Source organism: Reyranella sp. (genome assembly GCF_965249915.1).
Classification (GTDB): domain Bacteria; phylum Pseudomonadota; class Alphaproteobacteria; order Reyranellales; family Reyranellaceae; genus Reyranella.
In genome coordinates this window covers 5,350,537-5,375,326 of sequence record NZ_OZ252257.1, presented here as the reverse complement: position 1 = coordinate 5,375,326, position 24,790 = coordinate 5,350,537, and the positions used below count along the sequence as shown (strand labels likewise).

The 24,790-nt window shown below is 66.8% G+C and carries 23 protein-coding genes; 8 read left to right on the top strand and 15 right to left on the bottom strand.

Annotated features, from left to right (window positions below):
• Positions 1–2 precede the first annotated feature (2 nt).
• The 13 genes from ACP15H_RS26390 to ACP15H_RS26330 all read right to left on the bottom strand — a co-directional run bounded on the left by ACP15H_RS26390 (position 3) and on the right by ACP15H_RS26330 (position 14,569).
• Positions 3–788 carry a GntR family transcriptional regulator gene (locus tag ACP15H_RS26390; RefSeq protein WP_425069099.1) on the bottom strand — a complete coding sequence of 262 codons (786 nt, stop codon included), beginning with the start codon at positions 786–788 and terminating at the stop codon, positions 3–5.
• Positions 785–1,555 (bottom strand): ABC transporter permease, encoded by a 771-nt coding sequence (locus tag ACP15H_RS26385; RefSeq protein WP_425069098.1) that lies wholly within the window; start codon positions 1,553–1,555, stop codon positions 785–787. The genes ACP15H_RS26390 and ACP15H_RS26385 overlap by 4 nt, the downstream gene beginning before the upstream one ends.
• Positions 1,552–2,301 (bottom strand): ABC transporter permease, encoded by a 750-nt coding sequence (locus ACP15H_RS26380; RefSeq protein WP_425069097.1) that lies wholly within the window; start codon positions 2,299–2,301, stop codon positions 1,552–1,554. Before ACP15H_RS26380 ends, ACP15H_RS26385 begins: the two co-directional genes overlap by 4 nt.
• Positions 2,298–3,149 carry an ABC transporter ATP-binding protein gene (locus ACP15H_RS26375; protein ID WP_425069096.1) on the bottom strand — a complete coding sequence of 284 codons (852 nt, stop codon included), beginning with the start codon at positions 3,147–3,149 and terminating at the stop codon, positions 2,298–2,300. Before ACP15H_RS26375 ends, ACP15H_RS26380 begins: the two co-directional genes overlap by 4 nt.
• Positions 3,146–4,132: an ABC transporter substrate-binding protein gene (locus ACP15H_RS26370; RefSeq protein ID WP_425069095.1), complete on the bottom strand. Its 987-nt coding sequence runs from the start codon at positions 4,130–4,132 to the stop codon at positions 3,146–3,148. Before ACP15H_RS26370 ends, ACP15H_RS26375 begins: the two co-directional genes overlap by 4 nt.
• A gap of 152 nt (positions 4,133–4,284) precedes the next feature.
• Positions 4,285–5,649, bottom strand: a complete 1,365-nt coding sequence (locus tag ACP15H_RS26365; RefSeq protein WP_425069094.1) for a paraquat-inducible protein A — start codon at positions 5,647–5,649, stop codon at positions 4,285–4,287.
• Between the two features lie 4 nt (positions 5,650–5,653).
• On the bottom strand, positions 5,654–6,244 hold the full coding sequence (locus ACP15H_RS26360; RefSeq protein ID WP_425069093.1) for a PqiC family protein: 591 nt from the start codon (positions 6,242–6,244) through the stop codon (positions 5,654–5,656).
• Complete coding sequence (locus ACP15H_RS26355) at positions 6,241–7,977, bottom strand: intermembrane transport protein PqiB (RefSeq protein ID WP_425069092.1); 1,737 nt, start codon at positions 7,975–7,977, stop codon at positions 6,241–6,243. The genes ACP15H_RS26360 and ACP15H_RS26355 overlap by 4 nt, the downstream gene beginning before the upstream one ends.
• Before the next feature lie 34 nt (positions 7,978–8,011).
• Entirely contained in the window at positions 8,012–10,885 is a 2,874-nt protein-coding gene (locus ACP15H_RS26350) for a DNA translocase FtsK (protein WP_425069091.1), read from the bottom strand.
• A gap of 15 nt (positions 10,886–10,900) precedes the next feature.
• The gene (locus ACP15H_RS26345) at positions 10,901–12,106 is read right to left on the bottom strand and encodes an aminotransferase class I/II-fold pyridoxal phosphate-dependent enzyme (protein WP_425069090.1); all 1,206 of its coding nucleotides are present in this window, start codon (positions 12,104–12,106) and stop codon (positions 10,901–10,903) included.
• 226 nt (positions 12,107–12,332) lie between these two features.
• Positions 12,333–12,671, bottom strand: coding sequence for a P-II family nitrogen regulator (locus ACP15H_RS26340; protein ID WP_295133713.1), 339 nt, complete (start codon positions 12,669–12,671; stop codon positions 12,333–12,335).
• A 189-nt stretch (positions 12,672–12,860) separates the two neighbouring features.
• Complete coding sequence (locus tag ACP15H_RS26335) at positions 12,861–14,192, bottom strand: ammonium transporter (protein WP_425069089.1); 1,332 nt, start codon at positions 14,190–14,192, stop codon at positions 12,861–12,863.
• 38 nt (positions 14,193–14,230) lie between these two features.
• Entirely contained in the window at positions 14,231–14,569 is a 339-nt protein-coding gene (locus ACP15H_RS26330) for a P-II family nitrogen regulator (RefSeq protein ID WP_298312750.1), read from the bottom strand.
• 158 nt (positions 14,570–14,727) lie between these two features.
• Between ACP15H_RS26330 and ACP15H_RS26325 the strand changes: the two genes are divergently transcribed.
• The 4 genes from ACP15H_RS26325 to ACP15H_RS26310 all read left to right on the top strand — a co-directional run bounded on the left by ACP15H_RS26325 (position 14,728) and on the right by ACP15H_RS26310 (position 19,048).
• Positions 14,728–15,612, top strand: a complete 885-nt coding sequence (locus tag ACP15H_RS26325) for a TorF family putative porin (protein WP_425069088.1) — start codon at positions 14,728–14,730, stop codon at positions 15,610–15,612.
• A 68-nt stretch (positions 15,613–15,680) separates the two neighbouring features.
• Entirely contained in the window at positions 15,681–16,970 is a 1,290-nt protein-coding gene (locus ACP15H_RS26320) for a UbiH/UbiF/VisC/COQ6 family ubiquinone biosynthesis hydroxylase (RefSeq protein WP_425069087.1), read from the top strand.
• A gap of 52 nt (positions 16,971–17,022) precedes the next feature.
• Positions 17,023–18,000 carry a CobW family GTP-binding protein gene (locus ACP15H_RS26315; RefSeq protein WP_425069086.1) on the top strand — a complete coding sequence of 326 codons (978 nt, stop codon included), beginning with the start codon at positions 17,023–17,025 and terminating at the stop codon, positions 17,998–18,000.
• Positions 18,001–18,004: 4 nt separating this feature from the next.
• Entirely contained in the window at positions 18,005–19,048 is a 1,044-nt protein-coding gene (locus tag ACP15H_RS26310; RefSeq protein ID WP_425069085.1) for a WD40 repeat domain-containing protein, read from the top strand.
• A gap of 1 nt (position 19,049) precedes the next feature.
• On the opposite strand, the gene ACP15H_RS26305 is transcribed toward ACP15H_RS26310, so the two are convergent.
• Positions 19,050–20,255, bottom strand: a complete 1,206-nt coding sequence (locus ACP15H_RS26305; protein ID WP_425069084.1) for a Bcr/CflA family multidrug efflux MFS transporter — start codon at positions 20,253–20,255, stop codon at positions 19,050–19,052.
• 53 nt (positions 20,256–20,308) lie between these two features.
• Between ACP15H_RS26305 and ACP15H_RS26300 the strand changes: the two genes are divergently transcribed.
• The 4 genes from ACP15H_RS26300 to ACP15H_RS26285 are packed head-to-tail and all read left to right on the top strand — an operon-like array spanning position 20,309 to position 23,877.
• Positions 20,309–21,097, top strand: a complete 789-nt coding sequence (locus ACP15H_RS26300) for a HesA/MoeB/ThiF family protein (protein ID WP_425069083.1) — start codon at positions 20,309–20,311, stop codon at positions 21,095–21,097.
• Entirely contained in the window at positions 21,094–21,495 is a 402-nt protein-coding gene (locus tag ACP15H_RS26295) for a DsrE family protein (protein ID WP_425069082.1), read from the top strand. Before ACP15H_RS26300 ends, ACP15H_RS26295 begins: the two co-directional genes overlap by 4 nt.
• Before the next feature lie 16 nt (positions 21,496–21,511).
• Complete coding sequence (locus ACP15H_RS26290) at positions 21,512–22,489, top strand: adenosine kinase (protein WP_425069081.1); 978 nt, start codon at positions 21,512–21,514, stop codon at positions 22,487–22,489.
• Complete coding sequence (locus ACP15H_RS26285) at positions 22,486–23,877, top strand: AmpG family muropeptide MFS transporter (protein WP_425069080.1); 1,392 nt, start codon at positions 22,486–22,488, stop codon at positions 23,875–23,877. Before ACP15H_RS26290 ends, ACP15H_RS26285 begins: the two co-directional genes overlap by 4 nt.
• A gap of 187 nt (positions 23,878–24,064) precedes the next feature.
• On the opposite strand, the gene phoB is transcribed toward ACP15H_RS26285, so the two are convergent.
• On the bottom strand, positions 24,065–24,757 hold the full coding sequence (phoB, locus tag ACP15H_RS26280; protein ID WP_425069967.1) for a phosphate regulon transcriptional regulator PhoB: 693 nt from the start codon (positions 24,755–24,757) through the stop codon (positions 24,065–24,067).
• Positions 24,758–24,790: the final 33 nt, after the last annotated feature.

The following is a 24,790-nucleotide window of genomic DNA, read 5'->3' as shown; positions in this document are numbered from 1 at the left end:
CTCTAGCGTTTGCGTTTCGTGATGGGCGTGGGGCGCGGAGGCGACTTGAGAGTCTCGGGATGCACGGTGAAGCGCAGCTTCAGGTGCTCCGGCACGGCGAGCATCTCGACATATTCGACCGCCCGCCCCTGCTGGTCGATCATCAGGCTGCGCAGGTCGATGAGAGCCGCGCCCACCTTGACGCCGAGGCGCGACGCCACCAGCGGCTCAGCCAGCACCGCCGAGACGAGCTGTTCGGCGCCACAGATATGGGCGCCCGCCCGCCCCAGAAGCTGGAACATCGGGATGCTGTTGAGGTCGGCCCGGGTGAAGGTCCGGCCAAGCGCCGCGGGAACGTAGCTCGTCAGGTGCATGACCGGCGTCCCGTCCTGCGAGCGCACACGCACCGCGCGCTGGACCGGGTTCTGGTCGGCATCCCACAGCCGGTCGCGCGCGAAGCCACGCGCTTCGACGTAACCGAACTCGAGAACCTCGGCGACCGTCTCGGCGCCATAGGACACGATGTTCTCGATCACCGAGGAGACCGGCATGCGCATCGGCTGGCCGATCTGGGGCCGCACGATCGTGCGTCGTCCAGCGCCGCGCTCGATCAGGCCGGCATCGTGCAGGCTGGCCATCGCGCGCCGCACGGTGATGCGCGAGACGCTGAACATGCGGGTGAGCTGTTCCTCGGTCGGCAGCGGCTCGCCCTCGGGGTAGCGCCCGGTCGAAATGCCGTCGGCCAGCACCAGATAGATCTGGTGATGCAGCGGCGAGCCCATTTCGCGGGCAACGGCGATCCTGTTCATGATTTCTCGGACGCCTCTCCACGATGCAGGTGCTTGTCGATCGCCAGAAGGGCTGCGTTGGACCCGATGGCAAAGACCGAGATCAGCACCGCAATCGACAGGATCGTCTTCACATCGTGCAGGTCGATCGCCGTCATCAGCAGGAAGCCCAGCCCGCGCTGCGAAGCGAAGAGTTCGCCCAGCATCGTGCCCAGCAGGGTGAGCGAGAAGCCGATGCGCAGGCCGGAGAAGATCTCCGGCAGCGTGGCCGGAACGAGCACGTACCAGCCGGTTTGCGTCGGGGTGAGCCGCATGGCGCGGCCCGCCCGCAGATAGGTGCGATTGACGTTGCGCACCGCATTCATGGTGAAGAGCACGACCGGGATGATGCCGTGCAGGGCGCCGAACGCGACCTTGGCCGGCATGCCCAGCCCGAAAAGAAGGAGGATCACGGGATAGAGCGTGATCTTCGGCACCGAATAGAGGGCGACGAGGATGGGCTCCGCCACCTCGCCGGTGAGCTTGTGCCCGCCCAGCACGACGCCGATCAGCACGCCGCCGCCGCAGGCGATGGCCAGCGCCTGCAGGAAGGCGAGGCCGGTCTCGCGCAGATGCGGCAGGAAGCGCGCCTGCCCGATCATCTCCCAGAGATGGGCGAGCGTCGGCGCCGGGGCGGTCACGGCCGAATCGCCCGCGATCTCGTGCAGGACCTGCCAGAGTGCGACCAGCGAGATCGCGACCAGGATGGGATCGCGCCAGGCGCGCAGCGAGAGCAGGCCGCGACTCATGCGCCGCGCCGGCGCAGCATGCGACGCTCCCAGGCGAACACCGCCATGTTGAACAGGGTCACGATCCCCAGCACGAACAGGATCAGAGCGTACATGCGCGGATTGTCGAAATTGTCGTAGGCGAAGGCGATCTCGTGGCCGATGCCGCTGGTCGACAGGATGAACTCGCCGGCGATCACGCCGATGAAGGAATAGGCCACGGCGAGCTTGAGGCCCGACAGGATGTGCGGCGCCGCCGCTGGCAGGCGCACCCGCCAGATCTCCTCGATCAGCGACAGGCGATGGATGCGCGCCGTCCTGAGCAGCACGCGCGGCACGCGGTCGAGGCCCGCCATCGTGGCGAGGATCATTGCGACCATGGCGAACAGCGTCGCCAGCACGATCAGCGGCACCGGACCCAGGCCGAAGATCACGATCAACAGCGGGTAGAAGGCGAAGTGCGGGATGGCGTAATAGGCCGCGAGGAAGGGGCTGAAGGCGCGGCGCAGGAACGGGACCCAGTTGAGGATGAAGCCGATCACGAAGCCGCCGACGATGGCGATGCTCATGGCGATCGCCACGGCCGACAGCGTGTGCCGCAGGTGCATGCCGATCTCGTCAGACTGAAGGGTCTCGATGAGCGTCGTCACCATCTTCGACGGGGCGGTCACCATGGTCGGCGGGATCGCGCCGGTCCGGCAGGCCAGTTCGAGGGCGCCGACGGCGCCCACCAGCAGGATGGTGCGGATCCAGCCGGCCTTGCTCATCGCGCCGCCGTCCCCTGCCCCATGGCACGCAGCGATTCAGCCCTCAGATAGGACCAGAGGCGCGAGGTCACCGCGCCGAAATCCGCCCGCTCGGCGAGGCGCGAATCGCGGTCGCGCGGCCAGCCGGTCTCGACGATGTCGAGAAAACGGCCCGGTCGCGCCGACATCACGCCGATACGGTCCGACAGGAGATTGGCCTCGTCGAGCGCGTGGGTGATCAGCAGCACCGTGGCCGAGGTCTCGCGCCACAGGCGCAGCAACTCGTCGCCCATCAGCAGGCGCGTCTGCTGGTCGAGCGCGCCGAACGGCTCGTCGAGCAGGATCAGCCGCGGCTGCATCACCAGGGTGCGCGCAATGCAGACGCGCTGGCGCATGCCGCCGGAGAGCTGGCTGGGATAGGCGCGCCGGAAGTCGCGCAGCCCCATGAAGCCCACCGCAAAATCGACGCGGCGCTTGCTTTCCGCGGCATCGACGCCGGCACGGCGCAGGCCGAAAGCGACGTTGTCCTCGACGGTGAGCCAGGGAAAGCTCGCATCCTCCTGGAACACGACGCCGACGCCGTCCGGCACTTCGCCGCGCACCGGCTTGCCCTCGAACTCGACCGTGCCGGCCGAGGGAACGGCGAGACCCGACAGAACGTCGAGCAGCGTCGACTTTCCGCAGCCGGACGGTCCGACGACGCTGAAGAACTCGCCGGCCCGGAGGTCGAAGGAGATCGGGCCCAGCGCATGGACTTCGCCATGACCCGCCCGCGGCGGGTACACGCGCGTCACACCCTCGAGACGCGCATGGACCTTGTGAGCGGCTTCGGTCTCGACGGCCGCCAGACGCGGTGCCCCCGCAATCATTGGGTCTTCGCCGCGGCGGGAGCGAACTGCGGATCGGTGGCGGCCTTCCAGTCGACCGGCAGCTGCAGCGCGCCGACCGAACCCAGCGCATCGGCCATCGATTGCATCAGCGGCATCGCGAGTTCGCCCTGGCTCCACCAGGTCGGGTTCATCTTCGTGACGTTGGCAATCGCGTTGGTCACGACGTCGAGCGGCAGATTGTAGGCCTTGGCGACGATCTGTGCGGCTTCCTTCGGATTGGCATGGAGGAACTCGACACCCTTGCGCCGCGCCTCGATCACCGCCTTCAGCTTGGGCCCGTTCTTGGCGATGGCCTCGTCGGTCGCAATGCCGACGGTCTGCGCATAGGCCGGCAGCTTCTCGTCGAGCCAGCCCAGCGTCTTGTACTTCGTTCCGGCCTTCTCCTTCTGGGAGTAGATCGGTTCGGGAATGATGGCGAAGTCGACCTTGTTGTGCTCGAGCGCCGTCAGGCCCGCGCCGAAATCACCGATGGCGACCATCTTCACGTCCGCGGCATTCACGTCCCAGGACTTCAGCGCCGAAAGCGTGATCGCCTCGCTCACCGACTTCGGCCGCGAATAGACGAAGCGCTTGCCCTTGAGATCCGCCGGCTTGTCGATCGCCTCGCCCACGCGGGTCACCCAGAAGGAGCTGCGGCCGTTGGTGCCGCCGCTGATGATCTTGATGTTGAAGCCTTCCTTGATGGCCGCGAGCGCCGCCGGCAGCGCCACTTCGGCGAACAGCGTGTCGCCCGCCATCATGTTGCGGACGCTGGTGCCGCCGCCCTTCGAGGTCAGGATCCCGGAAACGTCGACGCCCGCTTCCTTGAAGTAGCCCTTCTCCATCGCGATGGCATAGGGCACGCCATAGAGCAGCGAGCCGTAATGGGTGACGACGATATCCTCGGCGCGCGCCGTCGCGATGGACAGCAAACCGAGAGATGCGGACGCGAACGCGCGGACGGCGGCCTTGAAAGCCCTCATCGTTCCCTCCCAGGGATGTTGTGGCCCATGCCTTATGGCACCGGCTCTTCTATTGTTATGACATTAGGACATTCGAGCCGGAGCGAGTCAATCCGGCGGGACCGGCGTCACTCGCTGGGCAGAAAAATCCTCAATCGAACTTGGCGGGACGTTCAGCCCGCTGGGAGCGCCCCGGCCGCCGTGCCGTGTTGGGCTGCAGAGGGTCGGCCCTGCCGGTGGGGATTGCGCGCGGCGGCATCCCACATCAGGCGCGGATCGAAGGCTTCCGCCGCAATGATGGTGACGATCACCACGGCACAGAATGCCAGCGCGCCCATGCCGGGATCGATGGTCACCGCGCGGCCGAACTGCACCAGCGCCCCCAGCAACGATTCCATGAAGATGTCGACCATCGACCAACGGCCGATCCAGGCGACGATGAAGTAGAGCTTCGTACGCTGGCGCAGGAACACGCCGGCCGTTTCCGCCGTGGCCGGCAGCGACGTGACCGAAATCATGCCGAGCAGTCCGATGAGCTTGAACAGCGGCACCAGCACGCTGGCGAAGAACACCAGCAGTGCCAGCGGATACATCTTGGACGCGACCAGTTCCTCGACGCCGCCCATGATGGTGCTGGGTTCGCCGGAGCCGAGCTGGATCACCGTCAGCACCGGATAGACGTTGGCCGGGATGTAGAGGACGGCGCCGGCAAGGGCGAGGGAGAGGGTGCGGTTGAGACTGTCGGGCTTGCGCTCATGAACGCGCGAACCGCAGCGCGGACAACGCCCGTCATGTTCGGCCGGCACGCAGACGAGCTTGCAATCCTCGCAGCCCGCCGCGCCTGGCCGGTATTCGAGCGGCGCGACAGGCGGCATCGGCGCATGGGTCTGGCCGCGACGTTCGATCTCCTCCCAGACCGCCTGCGGATCGAGCGACAGTTCGGCCCAGACGATCACGACGGTGAGCACGGCCAGCGCGTAGACCGCCGGCCCCAGCTCGATCGTCACGAGGTCGCCCAGCTTGGTGTAGGCCACGAACACGCCCAGCAGCAGCACCTCGAGCATCGCCCAGGTGCCCATGCGCCGGGAGATCAGAAAGATGCCGCGCAGATTGGGCGGCAGGGTCCGCATGCGCAGCCCGACAAGCACGTAGAGCGTGCCGGCGAACTTGATGAGCGGCGCAAATGCCGTGGTGAAGGAGACGGCCAGTGCCAGGGGCCACAGGCCGTGACGCACCAGCTCGGACGGGCCGGAGAGAATAGTGGTCTCGTGCACGATCCCCGCGGTCGAGACCTTCATCAGCATCGAGAGCCACAGGACGGCGAAAAGCACCAGCGAGGCGAAGGTGAGCGCCAGGCAATGGCCGGTCGGGTCGGCGCGCGTTGCGCGCAGCGGGGTGCCGCAGCGCTCGCAGTCGGAGCGCATGTTGGCCGCCATCGCCGGCACGATCTGGAACAGGCCGCAGCCGTGACATTCGCGCAGCTGCGGCTGCGTCACCAGAGGACCCGCCTCCCGCGGCACGGCGAAGGCCCGCAGCATGGCGCTACTGAAGAAGCGTGGCGATGCCGTCCGACAGCTCGCCGAGCGCGTCGCTCATAGCCGCGACATGGCCGGCGGTGTCGGGTGTCGGCACGGGTTTCGAGATCGAGAAGTTGCGCGCGGCGGTTCGGGTCGGCCGGTTGAACCCGATGCCGACCTGCGCCAGCAGGATGACGTTGCCGCCCTTGTCGGCGTCGAAGCGCTGGATGTCGATGCCGACCGTGGCGTAGGGATCGGCCGTGATCGAACCGGACTCGCTGTAGACCTGACTGTTGGGCAGGCGCTGCGACAGCTCGATGACGATCGTCCGCCCCAGCATCCCGCCGAGCGGTTCGCCCCACCAGGCGTTCGCGCGGACATCGAGCTTCGAGTCGTCCGTCGAGCGGACGATTTCCTTGCGGTCGAGATAGCCCGGCAGGCCGATATCGCGCACCTGCACGATGCGCGGCCCCCGAGCGAGCACCGGCCCCGGCCGCACGGCGAGCGTGTAGAGGACGGGTTCCGGCGAGGTACTGCAGGCCTGGAGCGCCGGGGCGGCGAGCACCGGGAGGGCGAGGAGGCCGAACTGGCGGCGGCCGAAACGAATTGAGGTCATTCCTTGCCTGTGTTGGTTCGGCCCTTGATCAGGGCTTCGGGATGACGCGACAGGAGGTCGGCCAGGGAGCGGATCGAGCGTGCCGCGTCGGTGAGCTGCGGGAGCAGGCGGTCGAGCTCCCGGCTGAACTTCGACGAATCGCCGTAGCCCTTGTCGACCGAGCCGATCAGGCGATTGGCCTTGGTGATGGCCTCCTGCAATTGCTGCGCGATGTCGGGCAGGCGTTTCAAGGCCGGCGTTCCATCGACGTCGAGCTTCCGGGCGATGTCCTGCACGTCCAGCATCGCCTTTTCGAGAGCCACCAGGGTCGCCTTGATCTGCGGCCCGTTCACCGTCTTGTCGATGCCGACGGCGGCGCTGACCAGGCTGTTGCCGATCTTGTCGAAGTCGATGCGGTTGATCTTGCTCAGCAGCTCGCTGGCCGAGGTCGTGATGCTGTCGAAGCCGCCGATCTCGGCGGTCGGGATCACATAGTGGCCGTCTTCCTCGGTGAGTTCGCCCGGTTTGGCATCCCCCACCACTTCCAGCGATATGACCTTCTGCGGACTGATCAGGCTCGGCGCCTGCAGCGTCGCGCGCAGTCCGCGCTTGATCATTTCCTCGGCAATGTTGATGGGTTCCATCCCCCGGGTCTTTGCGAGGTTGCTGACCCTGGCACCCTCTACACGATAGTGGATCGGCGCAACGATGCGGTCGCTCTTGGGATCGTAGACCAGCCCGACACGGGTCACTTCGCCGATCTTGAGGCCGTGGAACCTCACTTCGGTCCCCTCGGTCACGCCGGCGACCGAACCGGGAAAATAGGAGATCAGTTTGATCTGCTGGCCGAAACCCGCGGACCTGGCCTCTTCGAGGTTGGCGTAGAGATTGAAACGATGATCGGCCTGGCTGATCGGGGCGGTCGAATCGTGCGCCGTATCGAAGGCAATGCCGCCCAGGAGGATGGCGCGCAGCGATTCCATCTCGATGTGGACGCCGTTGGCGCCGAGCGAGACCGAAAGGCCGGAGGCGTTCCAGAAGTTGGTGTCGTCCCGCACGTAGCGATCGTACGGCGCGCGCACGAAGGCATGGATGGCGACCCGGGTGGCGAGATCGTGCAGGTCCCATCCGAGAACCGTGCCGACCTCGATGTCGCGGAAGAAGATCGGCGCGCCGAGGCTGATCGATCCCAGCCGCCTCGTGTCGAGCCGGAAGGTCGTCCCCTTGACCGAGGCCTGGAGGATGGGCGGGTCTTCCTGGCCCACGAAGTCGCGCTTCGCGACGCTCGGACCCGACGACGGCCGCATGCCGATGTAGGAGCCGGACAAAATGGTCTCGAGACCCGAAACATTGCCGGCGAAGAGCTGCGGCTTCACCACCCAGAAGATCGTCTTGTCGGTGAGCAGCGGCTCGGCTTCCTTCACCGTCTCGATCGTGACCAGCACCTTCGACAGGTCGGGGGGGATGGTGATGGTCTTTACCGTCCCCATGACGACGTTGCGGTACTTGAGTTGCGACTGACCGGCCGTAAGGCCTGCAGCCGTGTCGAACGACACCGTGATCACAGGGCCGCGCTTGGAGAAGGTGTCCCACGCCAGCCAGCCGGCAATCAGCGCCGTCGCGATCGGCACTAGCCAGACCAGCGGGAAACGGCGGCGGCGGCGAACCGAAGCCGCCCCGATGGCGCCTTGCGCATCAGGATTCTTTGCGGCCGGGGTCCCGGAAACCGGTCCGGGCGGGGCTTGCTCTGTCATCGTACCTCGTTCGCCCCTCGGTCAGACGGGACGTTCAGCGCTCCCGGTCGTCGATGTCCCGGGCCAGGACCTCGCGCTTGCCGACATGGTTTGCAGAGCTGACCACGCCCTCGCGCTCCATGCGCTCGACGATTCGGGCGGCCCTGTTATAGCCGATCTGGAGATAACGTTGGATGAAAGACGTGCTGCATTTACGCTCGCGGGCCACCAGCGCGATCGCCTGGTCGTAGAGCTGGTCGCTCTCGCCCTCCTCGGCATCGCCCGGCAACCCGCTCCCCGAGCCCTCGCCGTCGGGGTCGTCGGTGACCGATTCGATGTAGGCGGGCGCGCCCTGGGCCCGCAGGTGGCGGACCACGTCCTCGACTTCGCCGTCGCTCACGAACGGGCCGTGGACACGGGCGATCTTGCCGCCGCCGGCCATGTACAGCATGTCGCCCTGGCCCAGCAGCTGCTCGCCGCCCTGCTCGCCCAGGATGGTGCGGCTGTCGATCTTCGACGTCACCTGGAAGGAAATTCGGGTCGGGAAGTTGGCCTTGATGGTGCCGGTGATGACGTCGACGGACGGCCGCTGGGTGGCCATCACGACATGGATACCGGCGGCGCGCGCCATCTGGGCAAGGCGCTGCACCGTCGCTTCGATCTCCTTGCCCGCGACCAGCATCAGGTCGGCCATCTCGTCGATGATGACGACGATGAAGGGCAGCGGCGTCAGATCCATCTCTTCGTCTTCGAAGATCGGCTTGCGCGTCTCGGGATCGATGCCGGTCTGGACCTTGCGAGTGAGCGAGGTGCCCTTGCGCGCCGTCTCGATCAGCTTCTCGTTGTAGCCCGCAATGTTGCGCACGGCGACGGCGCTCATGGCGCGGTAGCGGTCTTCCATCTCCCGCACCACCCACTTCAGGGCGACGATGGCCTTGCGCGGCTCCGTGACGACCGGCGTCAGGAGATGGGGGATGTCCTGATAGACGCTGAGTTCCAGCATCTTCGGGTCAATCATGATGAAACGGCACTGATTCGGCGTCAGCCGGTAGAGCAGCGACAGGATCATCGTGTTGACCGCCACCGACTTGCCCGAGCCGGTGGTGCCGCCGATCAGCAGATGCGGCATGCGGGCGAGATCGGCGATGACCGGATCGCCGCCGATATCCTTGCCCAGTGCCAGCGGGAGGCCGAGGCGGCCGTCCTCATAGTGCTTGGTCGACAGAAGCTCGCGCAGGAACACCGTTTCGCGCTTGGCGTTGGGCAGCTCGATGCCGATGACGTTGCGGCCGGGCACGGTCGCGACGCGCGCCGAGACCGCACTCATGGACCGCGCGATGTCGTCGGCGAGGCCGATGACGCGGCTCGACTTGGTGCCGGGCGCCGGTTCGAGTTCGTAGAGTGTCACGACCGGACCGGGCCGCACCTTCACGATCTGTCCCTTGACGCCGAAATCCTCGAGCACCGTCTCGAGCAGGCGCGCATTCTGCTCCAGCGCCTCCTCGTCGATCTTGGGCTGGGCGTTGACCCTCGACGGCAGCGACAGGATGTCGAGCGGCGGCAGCTGATACTCGGCCCCGAGGGCCAGTTCGCGCTGACCGGCCTTGGCGGCGCGCTTTCCCTGCGCGGCGGCCGACTTGCGCGGCACGATCTTCACGGCCGCGGGGGCGGCCGGAGCGGCGACGGGCGGTTCGATGTCGAGCGCATTGTCGGGCGCGAACGGATTGTCGTCGGCCTCTTCGTCCACCGTCTCTTCGACGACAGGCAGATGGGCCGGCGCTGCCGTCACCGGCGGCGGCGCCTCGAACTCCTCGTCGGCGACCGGCTGCCGGTAGTGGTCCGACGGCGGCGGCGCGGCGTCGTAACCGCCGAAGCCCGGCTCGATGCGTTCGGCCGCAGCCGGGGAGGCCGTCGCCGAGCGACGCATGAAAGGCTCGATCCGCAGGCCTCCGGTAAGGCGGCTGAGGAAGGTGCGCTCCCGGACGCGCGAAGGTGCCGCCTCGTCGAGCACCGGCGCGTGCAAGCGAGGATCACCGGGCGCCTCGGGAATGTCGTCGGCCGGCCGCTCGATCGGAGCATAGGGCGCATCGACCATCAACGAGTCGCGCGCCGGCATCACCGCGCCTTCCTCCGGGATCTGCTCGTAGCGGGTCTCGAAATGCGCCGGATCGTACTGGCTGGCGTCGATCTCGCCCGGGATCTCGGCGTAGCCGATGTGAGGCGCCGGCAGCTCGTTTTCGTCCTCGAGCGCCTGCGGCTTGCCGCGCCACAGATCCACGGCCGCGCGCATCCCCAGCACGACCCACAGGAAGGGCGCGCGCAGGATGCGGAAGATCAGCGGCAGATCCGTGCGGTTCATGCCGAGCGCCGGGGCCATCGCGATGAAGGCGAGAGCCGCCGCGGCAGGCTCGATGAAGGTGAGCGCACCGCCGCTCGAATGGGTGAGCACCAGCTCGCGGAAGCGGCCGACCAGGGCCAGGCCGACCAGTCCACCCGGCCCGGCGTGGGTGGCCGCGCCGCCGACGTCGCCCAGGCCGACACAGGCCACGCTCATCATCAGCAGCGCCAGAAGCAGCAGCGAAAGACGCAGCCCGAAGAATCCGAGATGGTGGGTGCGCACCATGCGCACGCCCCAGGTGATGAAGGCGACCGGCGCCAGGATGATGGCAAGGCCGAAGGTCTGCAGCAGCAGGTCCGAGATATAGGCTCCCGGCAGGCCGAGCAGGTTGTTGGGCGCGCGCGCCGTCGCGTGATTGAGCGAGGGATCGCCGGGGCTGTAGGTGAACAGCGCCATCATCAGCGCCAGGCCGAAGCCTGCGGTGGCCACGCCGACGATCTCCATCATGCGGCGTCGCAGGAAATCGCGCCCGCCCTCCGGCAGGATGGAGGTCCTGGGCTGCAACGCTGAAGAGACGCTCAGCATGGCCATGCGCGGTTGCGCTCCCTAGAGAACGGACGCGAGGCGCTGGAGCCCCTCGCGGGTGGTCTTCTCGTCATGCACCAGCGCCACGCGGATGTAGCGCTGGGAAATGTTGACGCCGTTGGTCTCGCGGCAGGCATAGGCGCCCGGCAGCACCTTGACGTGCGCCTCGCCCCACAGCTTGCGCGTGGCTTCCTCGCCGTCGCCGACGTCGAGCCACAGGAAGAAGCCGCCGCCCGGCGTGTAGTATGAGAAGCGATTGTGCAAGATCTGCTCGGCGATCCGGAAATTCTTCACGTACCATTCGCGCGTCTGGACCGGATGCGTCTCCTCGCGCCACAGCGCTGCCGACGCCTTCTGGACGGCGAAGGGAATCTGCGGGCCGCCATAACTGCGCCAGCGCAGCACCATCGCGACGAGCTTGGGATCGCCGGCCATGAAGCCCGAGCGCAGGCCCGCCGCGTTCGACCGCTTGGACAGCGAATGGAAGACCGCGAGATTGTGGAACGGGTCCTTGCCCCCGGTCTCGTCGATTTCGAGCGCGGCCTCTAGCGCACCCGGCGGCGGCGCCCCGGTGTAGATCTCGGCGTAGCACTCGTCGACCGCCAGCACGGTGTCGTACTTGCGGCAGAGCCTCAGCAGCTTCTGCAGATAGTCCTTGCTGGCGATGGCGCCCTGCGGATTGGCGGGCGAGCACAGATAGACGACCGAGAGGCGCCGCCAGGTCGCTTCATCGAGACTCTCATAGTCGGGCAGGAAGCCGTTGGAGGCTTCGGCATTGACCAGCAGCGGCTCGCCGCCCGACAGCACCGCGCCGCCGAGATAGGCTTGGTAGAAGGGGTTGGGCAGCGCGACGATCGGCTTGCCTCCGCCCTTCTCCTGCGGCGTCGCCACCGTCGAGATGATGTACACGCCTTCCTTGCTGCCGGCCGTGGGATGAACGTGCAGGTTGGGATCGAGCAGGCCCGCCGGCAGCTTGTAGCGGCGCGTCAGCCATTCGCAGATCGCGAGGTTGAGGTCGGGCAGGCCCTGGTTGGGCGGATAGCGGTTCCAGCCATCGACCTCGTCGATCACGATCTGCCGCGCGAAAGCGGGCATTGCCCCCTGCGGCTCGCCCACCGACATGTTGATCATCGACAGGTGCGCCGGCGGCGTGATCGGGGCGATCAGGGCGTTCAAGCGCGCGAACGGGAAATCGGTCAGCGTCTCGGTCAGGCGCGGATTGAACATTCTCGTACCCAATGGCCAAACGGCCAAACAAAAAACACGGTGCCAGCCGAAAGTAGCCAGCCTATCGCCATATTCTATGGAACAAATTAACCAATCACAACAATGGAATAGGCTTGTTTCTTGAGACGCTGGAAGGGCTTGCGTCCAGTCGGCCGCCAACGCCAAGCATTAGCCGGCCATGACGTCGCAGGGGCGGCTGATCTGCCTATATTCTGGGCAGCCGCCTCTAGAGCGCGTTCGAGCCGGACTCGCCGGTGCGGATCCGCACGGCCTGCTCGACCGGCGTGACGAAGATCTTGCCGTCACCGATCTTGCCGGTGTGTGCCGCCTTCTGGATCGCTTCCACCGCACGCTCGACCTGGCCGTCATCGACCACGATCTCGATCTTCACCTTGGGCAGGAAGCTCACGAGATATTCGGCGCCGCGGTAGATCTCGGTCTGGCCCTTCTGGCGGCCGAAACCCTTGACCTCGCTCACCGTCAGACCCGACACGCCGACGCCGGTCAGCGCGTCGCGCACCTCGTCGAGCTTGAACGGTTTGATGATGGCGGACACGAGCTTCATCTGCTTTCCCCTCCTGCCTTCCGGCATTGGCCCCCAGACTGGCCCGTCGCGTTCGCGGCGTCAAACGCCGGACAGAAAGCGGGCCCGGCGAGAGACTCGCCGGGCCCGAGGGTCCGCCGCGACACGTCGCGGCGGATGAGAGGGAACCAGGAGGAGAGAAGGGTTCCCGATCTCGAGGAGGAGACGGCCCTAGTGGATCGTCTCGCCGTGCAGGTTGATGTCGAGACCTTCGATCTCTTCCTCGTTCGTCACGCGCAGCCCGATCAGGGCATCGACGACCTTGAGGATGATGAAGGTGGCGACCGCGCACCAGGCGATGCAGACCAGCGAACCCCAGAGCTGCGTCAGGACCTGGCCGGCGTTGCCGTCGATCAGTCCCTTCTTGCCCTCGCCGCCGATCACTTCCACGGCGAACACGCCGGTCAGGATGGCGCCGACGAAGCCGCCGATGCCGTGCACGCCGAACGCGTCGAGCGAGTCGTCGTAACCCATCGCCTTCTTGAGGCCGGTGGCGCCCCAGAAGCAGACCAGGCCGGCGACGATGCCGATGGCCAGCGCGCCCATCGGGGTCACGAAACCCGAGGCCGGGGTGATGGCGACGAGGCCGGCAACCGCACCCGAGATGATGCCGAGGACCGACGGCTTGCCGCGCGTCACCCACTCCGCGAACATCCAGGCCATGGCCGCCGCGGCTGCGGCGAACTGGGTGACCGCCATCGCCATGCCGGCGTTGGGGCTGGCGCCGACGGCGGAGCCGGCGTTGAAGCCGAACCAGCCGACCCACAGGAGGGCCGCGCCGATCACCGAGTAGACCAGGTTGAACGGCGCCATGTTCTCGGTGCCGAAGCCCTTGCGCTTGCCGATGACGAGCGCGCAGACGAGGCCCGCGACGCCGGCATTGATGTGCACGACCGTGCCGCCGGCATAGTCGAGAACCCCCCAGTCGCCGAGGAAGCCACCGCCCCACACCCAGTGCGCGATCGGCGCGTAGACGATCAGCGACCACAGGGCCATGAACCACATCATGGCCGAGAACTTCATGCGCTCGGCGAAGGCACCGGCGATCAGCGCCGGCGTGATGATCGCGAAGGTGAGCTGGAAGGTCATGAAGACGGTCTCGGGGATCGTCTTGGCGAGGTCATGCACGCCGTCGAGCGTGAGGCCCGCCATGAAGATGCGGCTGAGCCCGCCGATGATCGAGCTGCCCGGCGTGAAGGCCAGGCTGTAGCCCACGATCAGCCACAGGACGGAGATCATGCAGGTGATGGCGAAGCTCTGCATCACCGTCGCCAGCACGTTCTTCTTGCGGACCATGCCGCCGTAGAACAGCGCGAGACCCGGAATGGTCATCATCAGAACGAGCGCCGTCGAGGTGAGCATCCACGCCGTGTCGCCGGTATCGAGCTTGGGTGCAGCCGCCGGAGCCGGCGTCGCGGCGGCCTGGGCCAGCGCAAGCGCCGGCAGAAGCAGCACCGCGGCCGCCCCCGCGCCCGCCAGCACCGAATTGGTCTTGAACTTCATCGTTGTCCCCTGGTTCTCGAGTTGATTCTGGTGTCGGATCACAGCGCTTCGATACCGGACTCGCCGGTGCGGATGCGGATCGCCTGCTCGACCGGCAGGACGAAGACCTTGCCGTCGCCGATCTTGCCGGTGCCGGCCGCCTTGCGGATGGTCTCGACGGCGCGCTCGACCAGGATGTCGTCGATCACGACCTCGATCTTCACCTTCGGCAGGAAGCTCACGGCGTACTCTGCGCCGCGATAGATTTCGGTCTGGCCCTTCTGACGGCCAAACCCCTTCACTTCGCTTACGGTCAAGCCCTGGATGCCGAGCGCCGTCAGGGCATCCCTGACCTCGTCCAGCTTGAAGGGCTTGAAGATTGCCACGATCATTTTCATTTGCGCCTATCCTCCAACGGGCGGCACCCGCCCCCAAAGTTCAATTCGTCGAGAGCAAGGGTCGTGCCAAAACCCTCACGACAAATTGCACTCGCTGGTCTGGCACGCGGCTTGCAGGGATTGAGGCGGAAACAAGTCATAAGTCTTTGGGGGTGGTCGTGTTGCTTAAAAAAACCGCTGTTCTGGCTACCGCGCTGGTCACAATCTATGCAACGAGCGCTGCCCATGCACAGGGCACGCCAAATCCGCAGACCGTAGCCGTCACGCAGGATCAGCAGACGGCTCAGGGCACGCCGAATGCGGCGACTGAGGCGGCGCCCGAGAAGGAGACCTGGAAGGCTCCGTTCGGCGGCAACTTCACCGCCGGCTTCGCCGTCCTCAACGACTACTCCTATCGCGGCATCTCGCAGACCCAGCGCCAGATCGCCATCCAGGCGTCGCTCGGCTACGAGACCCCCACCGTCAGCGAAAAGGTCCCGCTCAGCGCCTATGTCGGCGGCTGGGGCTCCAACGTGAACTTCCCCGGCACCGGCACCACCGCCGAGATCGATCTGCTCGCCGGTCTCAAGCTCAAGCTCATGGACGACAAGCTCACCTTCGACCTGGGCTACATCCGCTACAACTACCTCAGCGCCCCCTCGAGCCTGTTCTACGACTTCAACGAGTTCGGCCTCGTCGCCGGCTACGACTTCGGCGTCGCCCAGCTCAGCGCCGCCGTCCGTTACAGCCCCAACTTCTTCGCCAACTCCGGCAACGCCTGGTACAAGTGGGCCTCGCTCACCGTCCCCATGCCGTTCCTCCACGTCAACGACAACGTGGCGTTCAAGGCCTTCGGCACCATCGGCAACCAGTATGTCGAGCGCTTCGCCAACTACGGCATCCCCAACGACAACTACTGGGACTGGCAGCTCGGCCTCGTCCTCTCCGTCTACGGCTTCGACCTCTCCGCCGTCTACACCGGCACCAACCTCAGCGTTCAGGACTGCCTCGGCACCCAGAACTGCGCCAGCCGCGTCATCCTCGGCATCGCAAAGTCGTTCTGATCCCGATCGACCGATCCACGCGACCATAGAGGGTTGCCGCCCTTCGGGGCGGCTGCCATCTATGGTCCATGGATAGCCGTCCCTTCGATCCCGTCCCCGCCGGCTCTGCCCCGTTCGATCTTGCGGTCGTCGGCGCGGGTCTCAACGGCAGCCTTCTGGCCCTCGCTGCCGGCGAATCGGGCCTGTCGACCGCGCTGATCGACCGCGTGCCACTGGCCGCCCTGGCCGAGCCGGGCTTCGACGGCCGCACCACCGCCATCGCCTACACCAGCCAGCGCCTGTTCGAGGCGCTGGGAGTCTGGGACGAGGTGGCGGCAGAAGCCGAGCCGATCCGCGACATCCGCATTTCCGACGCCGGCCACGACGGCCGCGCGAGCCCTCTCTTTCTTCATTTCGATCATCGCGAGGCCGCCGAGGATCCCGAGACGGCCGCACCGATGGGCTGGATCGTCGAGAACCGCTTCCTGCGCGCGGCGCTGCTGCGCCGGCTCGCCGCCTGCCCCAAGGTCGAGCTCGTGTCGCCCGACGAGGTGATCGAGACCGAGCGCGGGGCCGCGCGCGCCGGGCTCCTCCTGAAGAGCGGCCGGCGCATCGCCAGCCGCCTGATCGCCTCGGCCGAGGGCCGCCTCGGCTCGATGCGCGAGGAGGCTGGCATCGGCGCGCGCAACTGGTCTTACGACCAGATCGCGATCGTTCTGGTGGCCCACCATGCCGAGCCGCATCGCGGCGTCGCCCAGGAAAAATTCCTGCCCGGCGGTCCCTTCGCCATCCTGCCGATGACCGACGGGCCAGCCGGCGAGCATCGCTCGTCGATCGTGTGGACCGAACGCTCCGATCTCGCGCGCCGCCTGCTCGAACTCGACGAACCGAGCTTCCAGGCGGAATTCGCGCGGCGGTTCGGCGATCATCTCGGGCCGGTGGCTGCGGCGGGACCGCGCTGGTCCTATCCGCTCCGCCTCGTCCATGCCGAGCGCTACATCGACACGCGCCTGGTGCTGGTCGGCGATGCCGCGCACGGCATCCATCCCATCGCCGGCCAGGGCTATAATCTCGGCGTACGGGACATCGCGGCGCTGGTCGAGGTGCTGGTCGACGCCAAGCGCCTCGGCCTCGATGTCGGCGGCGCCGACACGCTCGAGCGCTACGCGCAATGGCGCCGGGCCGACAATTTCACCATGGTCGCCGCCACCGACCTGCTCAACCGCCTGTTCTCCAACGACATCGCGCCGCTCCGGCTGGTGCGCGACGCGGGCCTCGCCGCGGTGAACCGCGTGCCAGCCCTGCGCAAGTTCTTCGTCCGCCATGCCATGGGCACGGTCGGCGACCTGCCCAAGCTGATCCGGGGCGAGCGGCCCTAGACTCGGCTGAACACGCGCCCTATCTCAGGGGCCAATCTCAAGGACCCTTTTCATGGCCACCCCACAGACATCGGCGCAAGTTCCCGTGACCGTGCTGACCGGCTATCTCGGCGCCGGCAAGACCACGCTTCTCAACCGCATCCTGAGCGAGCAGCACGGCAAGAAGTACGCCGTCATCGTGAACGAATTCGGCGAGTTGGGTATCGACAACGACCTCGTGGTGAATGCCGACGAGGAAGTGTTCGAGATGAACAACGGCTGCATCTGCTGCACCGTGCGCGGCGACCTGATCCGCATCATCGAAGGGCTGATGAAGCGCAAGGACAAGTTCGACGGCATCCTGGTCGAGACGACCGGCCTCGCCGATCCCGGTCCGGTGGCGCAGACCTTCTTCACCGACGAGGACGTCAAGGCCAGGACGCGGCTCGATGCCATCGTCACCGTGATCGACGCCAAGCACTTCTTCGGCCAGCTCGAGCAGGGCAGCGAGGCCGAGCAGCAGGTGGCCTTCGCCGACGTCATCCTGCTCAACAAGACCGACCTGGTGAGCCCCGACGAGCTCAAGAAGGTCGAGGACAGGATCCGCGGCATCAACCGCTACGCCCGCATCTTCCACACGCAGAAGAGCCAGATCGGCCTCGACGCGATCCTCGACAAGGGCGCGTTCGATCTCGGCCGCATCCTCGAGTTCGAGCCCGACTTCCTGCACAGCGGCCACGACCATCATCACGAGGACGAGGTCCGCAGCCTGTCGATCACCGCCGACCGGCCGGTCGATCCCGACAAGTTCCAGAAGTGGATGGGCGCGCTGCTGCAGATCAAGGGCGCCGACATCTTCCGCAGCAAGGGCATCCTCGCGATCGACGGCGCGCCGCGCCGTTACGTCTATCAGGGCGTCCACATGATGATGGACAGCGCCTGGGGTACGGCGTGGAAGGACGGCGAGAAGCGGTCGAGCAAGCTGGTCTTCATCGGCCGCAACCTCGACGGCGACAACCTGCAGCGCGGCTTCGAAGACTGCCTGAAGTAGGACCGTGAAGATCGATCTCGCCAACCCGGCCTGGCAGCAGACGCTGCCGCCGGCCCGCTCCCTCGCCACCGACGCTCCGGTCGCCGCCTGCGCGTTCAACAAGGACGGCACGACCGTCGCCTTCGCGCTGGGCGACGGCCAGGTCCGGCTCCTGCCCGCCGACGTCACGGCCGCCGCGCCCGAGGCGGCGGCCCCGCTGCACAAGGGCGTCGTGCTCTCGCTGGTCGGCGATCCGGCCGGCGACGGGTTCGTGAGCGGCGGCGACGATGGCCGCGTGCTGCGCATCGCCGCCGACGGCACGGCCGCCGAACTGCTGGCGCAGAAGGGCAAGTGGTTCGAGCATCTCGTCGCCCACAAGACGGGCGCGGTCGCCGCCTCGGCGGGCAAGAGCATGTTCCTGTTCCGCGACGGCGAGGTCCGCGAATTCGGCCCGCATCCCAGCACGGTGGCCGGACTCGATTTCAGCAAGGACGGCAGCCGGGTCGCCTGCGCGCACTACGGCGGCATCACCGTGTGGAGCCTGAGCAAGGACGTCACCCTGCCGCCGCGCCGCTTCGCCTGGCAGGGCAGCCACGTGGCGCTGCGCTGGAGCACCGACGGCAAGTTCATCGCCACCGGCACGCAGGAGAACGACATCCATGTCTGGCGCGTGGCGCAGGCCACCGACATGCGCATGCAGGGCTATCCCGCCAAGGTGAGGTCGCTGTCGTGGACCGCCGACGCGCGCTACCTCTACACCTCCTCGCAACCGGTCTTCACCGCCTGGCCGTTCGCCGGCAAGGGACCGGAAGGCAAGCCGCCGCTGCAGTTCGGCGACGAGGGCGCCGGCCTCATGACCGTGGTCGCGGCGCACCCGACGGCCGAGTTCGTGACCGGCGGCTACGATTCGGGTGAGCTGCAGCTGGGCGACATCCGGACAAAGCGCTCGGTCGTGCTGAAGATGGCCGATGGCGCCGCCATCACCTGCCTCGCCTGGTCGCCCGACGGTTTCAGGCTCGCCGTCGGCAACGATCGCGGCGACCTTCTGACGATCGATTTGCGTCGCTGAGTTACCCGCGCCGCACCAGTGTGCGGTGGGAAACGAGGCAGAGGATGCCGGCAATGCCCATCGCGGTCGTCATCGGCGCGATGGTGCCATCGAAGGTCTGACCGACGATGGCGCCGAAGATCGCGCCGGCCCCGAACGTCATGACGCCCATCAGCGACGACGCCGTGCCGGCCATGTGCGGATAGTGCTGCATCGCCATCGCGGTCGAATTGGGCGCAATCAGGCTCAGCGTCGCGATCTGGAAAACGAAGCAGACCAGAAAGGGCCACAGGCCGATCGTGCCGTATCGTGCTTCGATCCAGCCCATGACCATCGCCGCCGCGCCGGACACGGCCGGAACGATCACCGCGAAGCGCAGGATGCGCCCCGCTCCCAGCAGCCGCACGAACCGCGCATTGAACAGGCTGCCGATGGTCATGAAGATCACCATGCCGCCGAACACCACGCCGTAGAAGCGGGGCGAAATCCCGTAGCGCTCGATGAACACGAACGGCGATCCCGAGATGTACGAGAACAGGGCGGCGAACATGAAGGACGAGGTCAGGGCGTAGCCGATGAAGGTGCGCGTGGTGAGCAGCTCGCCGAACCGCTTCAGGATCTGGGTGAAGACCAGCGGCTGGCGATACTCCGGCTTCAGCGTCTCGGGCAGCTGGAACCACGCGACGACGAAGGCAATCACACCGGCGGAGGCCAGCACCCAGAAGATGGCGCGCCAACCGGCAAACCACATCACCTGGCCACCGATCACGGGCGCCAGCATCGGCGCGATGGAGGTGCAGGCCATCATGAGCGACATGGCGCGCGCGGCGTGATCCTTTTCAGCGAGATCGCGGACCATCGTGCGCGCCAGCACGACGCCGCCGCAGGCGGCGAGGCCCTGCAGGAAACGCAGGGCGATGAGATGGCCCGCTGCCGCCGCAAACGCACACCCGATGCTCGTCAGCACGTAGACCACCAGGCCGATCAGGATGACCGGGCGACGGCCAAACCGGTCCCCTGCGGGGCCATAGAAGATCTGCCCCACGCCGAAGGCGATCATGAAGGCCGACAGCGTGAGCTGGATGTCGCCGGCGGAGGATTGGAGGTCGACCGCGATCACCGGCAGCGCCGGCAGGTACATGTCGATCGAAAGCGGGGTGAAGGCCGACAACAAGGCGAGCACCGCGAGGAGGAGCGGCGACAGGGTCGGACGAGTGGTGGGGGTCATTGCGCGGTGGCTCTACAGGCATCCATGGCATCCCGCCATGCTATAAGCGGACCATGACATCGCTGCCTGACCTGTCAGAAACGCAGATCCGCCGTTACGCGCGACATATCGTACTGGCGGAGATCGGCGGCATCGGCCAGTCGCGGCTGATTGCCGCGAAAGTGCTGGTCGTCGGGGCCGGCGGTCTCGGCGCACCGCTCCTGCAGTATCTTGCCGCGGCCGGTATCGGCACGCTGGGTGTGATCGACCACGACACGGTCGATCTCTCCAACCTGCAGCGCCAGGTGATTCACCGCACGTCCGACATAGGCCTTTCCAAGGTCGAAAGCGCACGGCGCGCGCTGGCGGAGATCAATCCCGAAGTGAGCGTGCAGGCCCACGACGAGCGCCTCACGGCGGACAATGCCCGGCGCATCATCGCCGGTTACGACATCGTGGCCGACGGCAGCGACAACTTCGCCACGCGCTATCTGCTGAACGACGTCTGCTACGGGCTGCGCAAGACGCTGGTCTCGGCGGCGATCCTGCGCTTCGACGGCCAGATCTCGACCTACAAGGCCTGGCAAGGTGCAGGACATCCCTGCCTGCGCTGCCTCTTTCCCGAGCCTCCCTCGGAAGACGCCGTGCCGAGTTGCGCGCAGGCCGGCGTGCTGGGCGCGCTGGCCGGTACGCTGGGCACCCTGCAGGCCACCGAGGTGGTGAAGGAGATCCTGGGCGTCGGCCGCTCGCTCTCCGGGTCGCTCCTGCTCTACGACGCGCTCAACGCTTCCTTCGAAACGCTGGCGGTCACCAAGCGGATCGATTGCCCGACCTGCGGCGATGCCTCGGGAGCCCAGGCATGAGCGACGCCCCGAATGCAGGCGGCGTCTCCGTCATCCTGCGCTCCGACGACTACGAAAGCGTCCACTACGGATTGGCGCTGGCCGCGGCGGCGCTGGCCGTCAACAAGCCCGCCGTCCTGTTCTTCACCATGGGGGGCATCCGCGCCCTGCAGGGCTCGCCCCCCGCGCTCCGCGACTGGGATCGCGACGCGGGCAACCGCGCGCGCGGCGTCGGCGACTTCGAGACCCTGCTGCAGGCCTGCGTCGAGCTTGGCGCGCGCCTGATCGTATGCGAAATGGGCCTGCGGTCGCTCGACATCGATCGTGCGAGCCTGCGCGCCGACGTCGCCTTCACGGTGGCCGGTATCGTCACCTTGCTGGAAGAGACCAAGCCGGGCATGCACCTGGTTTCACTGTGATTCTGTGGGAGACATCATGACATCCGCTACCTTCGACGTGCTGGGAATCGGCAACGCCATCGTCGACGTCATCTCGCGGTCCGACGAGGCCTTCCTCGGCAAGCACGGTCTGGTGAAGGGCAGCATGATGCTGATCGACGAGGAGCGCGCCGAGCAGCTCTATGCCGGCATGGGTCCCGGCGTCGAAGTGTCCGGCGGCTCGTGCGGCAACACGATGGCCGGCATCGCCTCGTTCGGCGGCAAGGGCGCCTATATCGGCAAGGTGCGCGACGACCAGCTCGGCGGCGTGTTCGGCCACGATCTCAAGGCGACGGGTGTCTCCTTCGAAACGCCGCCGGCCACGGACGGGCCGGCGACGGCGCGCTGCCTGATCCTGGTGACGCCCGACGCCCAGCGCACGATGAACACCTATCTCGGCGCCTGCACAGGCCTTGGCCCGGCCGACATCGACACCAGGCTCGTCGCCTCGGCCCAGGTCACCTATGTCGAGGGGTATCTTTGGGACGCGCCGGCCGCCAAGCAGGCGGTGCTCAAGGCCTTCGACGCCGCCCGCGCCGCCGGCCGCAAGGTCTCGATCACCCTGTCGGATTCCTTCTGCGTCCATCGCTATCGCGACGAGTTCCGCGACCTGATCCGCAACAAGGTCGACATCCTGTTCGGCAACGAGGCCGAGATCAAAGCGCTCTACGAGGTCGAGACCTTCGAGCAGGCGCTTGCCGAAGTGCGCAAGGAAGCCAAGATCGCCGCCCTCACGCGCAGCGAGAAGGGCTCGGTCGTGGTCAAGGGCGATGAAACCTACGAGGTCCCGGCGGCCCCCGTGGCCAAGGTCGTCGACACGACCGGCGCCGGCGATCTCTACGCCGCGGGCTTCCTGTTCGGCTTCACCCACGGCAAGCCGCTGGCCGAGTGCGCGCGGCTGGGCGGCATCGCCGCGGCCGAGGTCATCTCCCATGTCGGCGCGCGGCCCGAGCAGGCGCTGAAGGGCCTGATTTGAGCGCTGACGCACCCGCCAAGAGCTGGCGTGAGACGGCGGCGATCTATACGCATCCGCGCGTCATCAGCTTGCTGTTTCTGGGCTTTTCGGCCGGACTGCCGCTCCTGCTGGTGTTCTCAACTCTGTCGTACTGGGTGCGCGAGGCGAACGTCAGTCTGACCACGATTGGCTTTCTGAGCTGGATCGGCGTCACCTACTCCACCAAGTTCGTCTGGTCGCCCGTTGTTGATCGCATGCCCTTGCCGTTCCTCACGCGCTGGCTGGGGCGGCGGCGGTCGTGGATGCTGCTGGCGCAGGTCGGCATAGCGGGCGGCCTGTTCGCGATGACACGTTACGACCCCGCCGTCGACCTGTGGTGGATCGTGGCTTTCGCCGTCCTCGTGGCCTTTTCCTCGGCCACGCAAGACATCGCGCTCGATGCCTTCCGTATCGAAGCGACCGACGAGACACTGCAGGGTGCGACGGCGGCCACCTATCAATTGGGCTACCGCATCGCCATGCTCGCGGCCGGCGCGGGGACTTTGTATATCGCCGCCTTCGCCTCCTGGACGGCGGCTTACCAGGCGATGGCCGCGTTGGCGCTCGTCGGCATCGTCACCACGCTGCTGATTTCGGAACCCGACAAACGGGTGGCACCCGGCACGGTCGAACGCGAGGATAAGATCGCGGCGTTTGCACAGCGCCATGCTGGCTTGCCGTCATGGCTTCTCGATGCACTGGTCTGGATTTACGGCGCGATCGTCTGTCCTTTCGTCGACTTCTTTGTGCGCTATCGCTGGATGGCGGTCGTGATGCTCGCCTTCATCAGCCTGTTTCGCCTCAGCGACATCGCCATGGGAGTGATGGCCAACCCATTCTACGTCGACATCGGCTTCACAAAGGAGCAAGTCGCCAACATCAGCAAGATATACGGCGTGCTGGCGTCGATGGCGGGCGCGCTACTGGGTGGCGTGCTCGTCTTCCGCTGGGGAGCCGCTCGGCTTCTCGCCCTGTCGGTCCTCCTGCTCGCCGTGTCGAATCTCACCTTCGCCGGGATGGCCTATATGGGCAAGGCCGACGTGCTAATGCTCACGGCGGCAATCAGCGTCGACAACGTATCAAGCGGCATAGCGGGCACGGTCTTCATCGCCTTCCTGTCAGGTCTCACCAACACCGCGTATACAGCGACGCAGTACGCCTTGTTCACGTCGATCATGTTGTTGCCCGGCAAACTGATCGGTGGCTTCTCCGGCTTGATCGTCGACTGGCTACAGGCGGATCTCCCGGCCACGTTCAAGTTCGGCGGTTACGCGATCTTCTTCGTCTACACCGCACTGCTCGGACTGCCCGCGCTGGTGCTGGCAGTTATCGTGCGCCGTCACTTCGAAAAAGAAACCCCTCCTTCCTGACGGAAGGAGGGGCCAGTGGGTCGGCTGCGGTGTCGTGTCCGAGCCGGGGAACCGGCCCGTTCCAGAGAGCGGGGCGTGGGGTGCCTGCAAGGAACGAGCAAGCTCTGTCTAGGCGCCCGACGCTACAAAACCGTTACTGGCCGTGTGGAAAACCCGGCGGCACAACCGGTGCCCCCGGCGCGCCCGATCAGCCGGGCGTCGAATCGAGGGCGTAGCCGGCAGCGCGAACCGTGCGGATCACGTCGGCATGGCTCTCGCCGTTCAGTGCGATGCGCAGGCGACGGATATGGACGTCGACGGTGCGGGCCTCGACATAGACATCCTTGCCCCACACCGAATCGAGGAGCTGCTCGCGCGAGAAGACGCGGCCGGGATGTTCCATGAAGTGGCGCAACAGGCGGAACTCGGTCGGACCGAGATGCAGCGGCTTGCCGCCGCGCGTCACGCGATGCGCCACCAGGTCCATGACGATGTCGGCATAGGACAGCGCCTCGTCGGCCAGCGCCGGGCGGATGCGCCGCAGCACGGCGCGGATGCGCGCGACAAGCTCGGTCGGCGAGAAGGGCTTCGGGACGTAATCGTCGGCACCGGCGTCGAGGCCGCGCACGCGGTCGCCCTCCTCCCCGCGCGCCGTCAGCATGATGATCGGCACGTTGGCGGTCGACGTCTGGCGACGAAGCTGGCGGCACACCTCGATGCCGGACATCAACGGCAGCATCCAGTCGAGCAGGATGAGGTCGGGGACATCCTCCTGGACCGAGCGCAGCGCCTCCTCGCCGTCATAGGCGACGGCGACCTTGAAGCCGGACTGTTCGAGATTGTAGCGCAGCAACTCGACCAGCGCCGTCTCGTCCTCGACGACCAGCACGTGCGGCCTCATCGAGGAGGTGTGCGCCTCACGCCGCGCAGGGCT